The organism is Meiothermus luteus, from assembly GCF_003574085.1.
GTDB classification, from domain to species: Bacteria; Deinococcota; Deinococci; order Deinococcales; family Thermaceae; genus Meiothermus; species Meiothermus luteus.
In genome coordinates this window covers 1-693 of record NZ_QWKZ01000219.1, presented here as the reverse complement: position 1 = coordinate 693, position 693 = coordinate 1, and the positions used below count along the sequence as shown (strand labels likewise).

The following is a 693-nucleotide window of genomic DNA, read 5'->3' as shown; positions in this document are numbered from 1 at the left end:
GCCCCCGGCACCCCCTACCTGGCCCCCCAGGTGCTGGTGAACGTGCACCACGGGATGCGGGTGATGGTGGAGGAGAGCTTTGGCCCGGTGGTGGGGATTATGAAGGTGCGAGGCGACGAGGAAGCCCTGGCGCTGATGAACGACTCCCCCTACGGCCTCACCGCCTCCATCTGGAGCAAAGATGAAGGGGCCGCTTTGGAGCTGGGGGCGGGCCTAGAGACCGGCACGGTCTTCCTCAACCGCTGCGACTACTTAGACCCCGCCTTAGCCTGGACGGGGGTCAAGGAGTCTGGGCGGGGCTGCTCGCTTTCCATTCTGGGCTACGAGCAGCTCACCCGGCCCAAGTCGTATCATCTGCGTAGGCTATGAGGGTGGCCGTTCTGGTCTGCGATGAGCCCCCTGCGGGCCTGGAGGGCATTGCGGGCGACTACCCCGCCATGTTTGAGCGGCTTTTGGGCCTGCCCCTCACCCCCTTTGATGTGCGAAAGGGCGCGTACCCCGCGCGGGTGGAAGACTTCACGGGCTACCTGATTACGGGCTCCCGGGCCTCGGTCTACGACCCTTTGCCCTGGATTCCCCCGCTGGAGGCGTTTGTGCGGGCCGTGGCGGCCTCGAGGAGCCGGTTGGTGGGGGTCTGCTTCGGGCACCAGATGATTGGGCAGGCTTTAGGGGGGAAGGTGGAGCGCTGGGCAG

2 protein-coding genes are annotated in these 693 nt (G+C 66.4%); both read left to right on the top strand.

Annotation, left to right across the window (positions count from 1 at the left end; translation table 11 throughout):
• On the top strand, positions 1–369 hold a 369-nt coding region (locus tag Mlute_RS15400), incomplete at its 5' end, for an aldehyde dehydrogenase family protein (RefSeq protein ID WP_119361353.1).
• Positions 366–693, top strand: a 328-nt coding sequence (locus tag Mlute_RS15395) for a glutamine amidotransferase-related protein (RefSeq protein WP_407942661.1), incomplete at its 3' end; no start/stop codon positions are given. The genes Mlute_RS15400 and Mlute_RS15395, both read left to right, overlap by 4 nt.